The sequence below is a fragment of the Kitasatospora sp. NPDC007106 genome, assembly GCF_040634455.1.
GTDB classification, from domain to species: Bacteria; Actinomycetota; Actinomycetes; order Streptomycetales; family Streptomycetaceae; genus Kitasatospora; species Kitasatospora arboriphila.
The window spans coordinates 1-4396 of the sequence record NZ_JBEYFP010000502.1; the positions used below are offsets into that span (position 1 = coordinate 1).

Consider the following 4396-nt stretch of genomic DNA (forward strand, 5'->3'; position numbering starts at 1 on the left):
CCGTAGCCCCCGTCGTCCACGATCAGCCAGGTGACGTCCAGGTCGTGCTGGCGGGCGGTGGCGAGTTCTCCATCGTCATCGCCGGGCTGGCGGTCACCACCGGCATCGAACCGGACCTCGGCCCGACCGGCGCCGGCAGCAGCGGCAGCCCCGCCGTGTCCGCCAGTCCGGCCGGACCGGGCTGCGGCTCGGCCGCCACCCGCTCCGTGGTGCCGCGGCAGGTCGGGCAGTCCACCACGTGCTGCACCAGCTCGCGGCGGAGCGCCGGGCCGAGCACCCAGCCGCTGCGGCCCTCCGCGCCCGCCCCGCCGAGCTGGGCGAGCTCCGGGCAGCCGCCCGCGGCGAGCACCAGCAGGGCCGCGCGGGTGCGCCCGACCTCGGCGGCGGCCGTCTCCAGCAGCTCCTCGGCGGCCGGCAGCGGCACGGCCAGCACGGCCGCCACCTCCTCCGGCGCCAGCCCGTGACGGACCGCCAGCTCCAGCGCCTCGCGCTGCTCGGGGCCGGTGCCGGCGGCCTCGGGCCAGGCCAGCCGGGCCAGCTCCTCGCGGCGCTGGGCGAGCACGGCGGCCCCGGCCGTGCGGGCCGGGCCGATCCCGCCCGCGCCGGTCGTGCCCGTGCCGGTGGCGGTGCCGGTTCCCGTGGCCGTCGTGCGCGCGCCGCCGGCGGCGCGCGGGACCTTCGCCGCGCCCGCGGTCCGTCCGCCCGCCCCGGCCCGTCCGGTGCGCACCTTCCCGGCGGGGGCAGGGGCGGCGGGGGCGGGCGGTCCGGACCGGGTGCCGGCCGGCGGCGCGGGCTCGCGCACGGGGGCGCCGGTGAAGGCGGCCCCGGCCCCGGACTCCAGGCGGCGCAGGCAGCAGTGCCGGGCCAGGGCGTACAGCCAGGCCCGGCGGAGCGCCGGGTCGGCGAGCCGGCCGCCGTGCCGCAGCGCCAGGTCGCGGACCTCGGCGACGGCGGCCACGGCGGCGTCGTGCTCGCACAGGACGGAGAGGCAGTAGGTGAACAGGCCGTCCACGTGCTGCCCGTAGGCGTGCAGGACCGGTGCCCCGGCGGAGGCCACCGGGCTCTCAAGCAAGCTCGTCACGGATCCGACGGTAGGGACGGGATTCGCCCGGTCCGGTGGTTTCCCGGCGCTTGTACTTCTTTCGGGTAACAGCACAGACCCACCCGTGACCCCGCGCGCATCCGGCCCGCGCACGCCGCCCGGATGCCCCGTGCCCCCCCCCCGCGCGTCGGGGGCCGGCCGGGCCGCCGCGGACCGGCCGGCCCGCGTTGTCGGACCCACCGGCTACGGTTGGCCGCATGGCAGCCCGCACCAAGACCACCGCCAAGCCGCGCCCGGCGTACCGCTGCACCGAGTGCGGCAACCAGCTCCCCAAGTGGGTGGGCCGCTGCCCGGAGTGCAACTCCTGGGGCACCGTCGAGGAGTACGGCGCCGTCCCGCTGCGGACGACCGCGGCCGGCCCGGTCAGCTCCCCGGCGAAGCCGATCGGCCAGGTCGACGGCCAGGTGGCGACGGCCCGCACCACCGGCGTGCCGGAGCTGGACCGGGTGCTCGGCGGCGGCCTGGTGCCCGGTGCCGTGGTGCTGCTCGCGGGCGAGCCCGGCGTCGGCAAGTCCACCCTGCTGCTGGACGTGGCCGCCAAGGCCGCGAGCGACCGGCACCGCACGCTGTACGTCACCGGCGAGGAGTCGGCCGGCCAGGTCCGGCTGCGCGCCGACCGGATCAACGCGCTCTCCGAGCACCTCTACCTGGCCGCCGAGTCGGACCTCGGGGCGGTGCTCGGCCACATCGAGGCGGTGAACCCGGGGCTGCTGATCCTCGACTCGGTGCAGACCATCGCCTCCGCCGAGCTGGACGGCGCGCCCGGCGGCCCGGCCCAGGTCCGCGAGGTGGCGAACGCGCTGATCAGGGCCTCCAAGGAGCGCGGCATGGCGACCCTGCTGGTCGGCCACGTCACCAAGGACGGCCAGATCGCCGGCCCCCGCCTGCTGGAGCACCTGGTCGACGTGGTGCTGTCCTTCGAGGGAGACCGGCACGCCCGGCTGCGGATCATCCGCGGGGTCAAGAACCGCTACGGGGCGACCGACGAGGTCGGCTGCTTCGAGCTGCACGACGAGGGGATCGCGGGCCTCGCCGATCCGTCCGGGCTGTTCCTGACCAGGCGTGACAAGCCGGTGCCGGGCACCTGCCTGACCGTCACCCTGGAGGGACGGCGCCCGCTGGTCGCCGAGGTGCAGGCGCTGATGGTGGATTCGCAGATCCCCTCGCCGCGCCGGACGACCTCCGGCCTGGAGTCGCCGCGCATCGCGATGATCCTGGCGGTCGTCGAGCGCCACGGCGGGGTGAAGTTGGGCAAGCAGGACATCTACACCGCGACGGTCGGCGGCGTGAAGCTCACCGAGCCCTCCGCGGACCTCGCCATCGCCCTGGCGGTGGCCAGCTCCTCCTCCGACACCCCGCTGCCGAGCAACCTGGTCGCCATCGGCGAGGTCGGCCTGGCGGGCGAGGTACGCCGGGTGACGGGCGTGCAGCGACGGCTCGCCGAGGCGCACCGGCTGGGCTTCACCCACGCGCTCGTCCCGCCGGACCCGGGCAAGGTGCCGCCGGGGATGAAGGTGGTGGAGGTGTCGGACATCGGTGAGGCGCTGCGGGCGATCCCGGGCCGCCGCCGGCCCGCGCGGCCCCGCCAGGAGCCGTCCGCCCCGCCGGCCGCCGCTCCCCCCGGCGGTGCCGGCGACCCGGCCCGGGCGGCCCTGCAGGCCTACGTCCCGGCCCACCCGGAGGAGCTGATGGACGGCTGGGAGCCGGTCGGGGCCGACGAACTCGACTGACTCCGGCCCCGCTATTGCCGCACGCAGTTAGACTTTGCCCTGTCTAATGGGCAATCGGTAATCGGTGCAGTAATAAGCGAGAGACCGTCGGGCGCCGCGCCACGCGGTCCGGCTCGACCGGAGGAGTCACGTGGCAGGCAGCGACCGGGCGGACAGGTCCCCCCGCGAGGAGGCCCTGCTGCGGGCCTCCCTCAGTGCGATCGCGCCCGGCACGGCGCTGCGGGACGGCCTGGAGCGCGTGCTGCGGGCCAACACCGGCGGGCTCATCGTGCTCGGCTTCGACAAGAGCGTGGAGTCGCTCTGCACCGGCGGTTTCGTGCTGGACGTCGAGTTCACCGCCACCCGGCTGCGCGAGCTCTGCAAGCTCGACGGCGCGGTGATCCTGGACAAGGACATCACCAAGATCGTCCGGGCCGGCGTGCACCTGATGCCCGACTCCGCCATCCCGACCGACGAGACGGGCACCCGCCACCGCACCGCCGAGCGGGTGAACCGGCAGACCGGGTTCCCGGTGGTCGCCGTCTCGCACTCGATGCGGCTGATCGCGATGTACGTCAACGGCAGCCGCCGGGTGCTGGAGGACTCCACCACCGTCCTCTCCCGCGCCAACCAGGCGCTGGCCACCCTGGAGCGGTACAAGCTCCGGCTGGACGAGGTCGCCGGCACGCTCTCCGCGTTGGAGATCGAGGACCTGGTGACCGTCCGCGACGTGGCCGCGGTCGTCCAGCGGCTGGAGATGGTCCGGCTGATCGCCGCCGAGATCGCCGGCTACGTGCTGGAGCTCGGCACCGACGGCCGGCTGCTCTCGCTGCAGCTGGACGAGCTGATCGCCGGCGTGGAGCCGGAGCGCGAGCTCGTCGCCCGGGACTACTTCCCCGAGCGGGCCGCGAAGAGGGGCCGGACGGTCATCGAGGTGCTCGCCGACCTGGAGGCGCTCACCCACGCCGAACTGCTCGACCTGCAGACGGTGGTCAAGGCGCTCGGCTACTCGGGCTCGCTGGAGTCGCTGGACTCGGCGGTCTCGCCGCGCGGCTACCGGCTGCTCGCCAAGGTGCCCCGCCTGCCGAACACCGTGATCGAGCGGCTGGTCGAGCACTTCGGCGGGCTGCAGAAGCTGCTGGCGGCCAGCATCGACGACCTGCAGACGGTCGAGGGCGTGGGCGAGACCCGGGCCCGCTCGGTGCGCGAGGGGCTCTCCCGGCTGGCCGAGTCGTCGATCCTCGAACGCTACGTCTGACGCCCCCCGGCCTCCGCCGCGGGGCCGGAGCACCACCGGCCCGTCCGGTGGGGCGGACGGGCCGGCTGCTCCCACCACTCTGCCGTCCGGCAGGTCCGCGACAAAGAGGCTTTCCCGACACCGCACAGGCTTCACACAGGCGTGCAGCATTCGGGCCCGCGAACCGGGACGTACCCGGGCACACCGCCGCCGCCGACACTCGCCGGTGACGCCGCGTCGGACGGCCGACACACGCCCGCCACACCACGCGGTGCCGGACCGGCCGAAAACCGCCGCACCGGGTGCCCGCGACCGTGCGCAACGGCCCGTCCCCGAGGTGTCGGGGAC

3 protein-coding genes are annotated in these 4396 nt (G+C 75.7%); 2 read left to right on the top strand and 1 reads right to left on the bottom strand.

Features of this window, described 5'->3' with window-relative positions; translation table 11 throughout:
* Positions 1-22 precede the first annotated feature (22 nt).
* Complete coding sequence (locus tag ABZ641_RS27080) at positions 23-1081, bottom strand: hypothetical protein (RefSeq protein ID WP_359985769.1); 1059 nt, start codon at positions 1079-1081, stop codon at positions 23-25.
* Between the two features lie 218 nt (positions 1082-1299).
* Between ABZ641_RS27080 and radA the strand changes: the two genes are divergently transcribed.
* Together radA and disA are read left to right on the top strand one after the other, a co-directional pair.
* Positions 1300-2832 (top strand): DNA repair protein RadA, encoded by a 1533-nt coding sequence (radA, locus tag ABZ641_RS27085; protein WP_359985771.1) that lies wholly within the window; start codon positions 1300-1302, stop codon positions 2830-2832.
* A 178-nt stretch (positions 2833-3010) separates the two neighbouring features.
* Complete coding sequence (gene disA, locus ABZ641_RS27090) at positions 3011-4069, top strand: DNA integrity scanning diadenylate cyclase DisA (protein ID WP_344628459.1); 1059 nt, start codon at positions 3011-3013, stop codon at positions 4067-4069.
* Positions 4070-4396: the final 327 nt, after the last annotated feature.

Excerpts from the sequence above, each read along its gene's own strand:
- radA (WP_359985771.1), top strand. The coding sequence starts at position 1,300 with ATGGCAGCCCGCACCAAGACCACCGCCAAGCCGCGCCCGGCGTACCGC.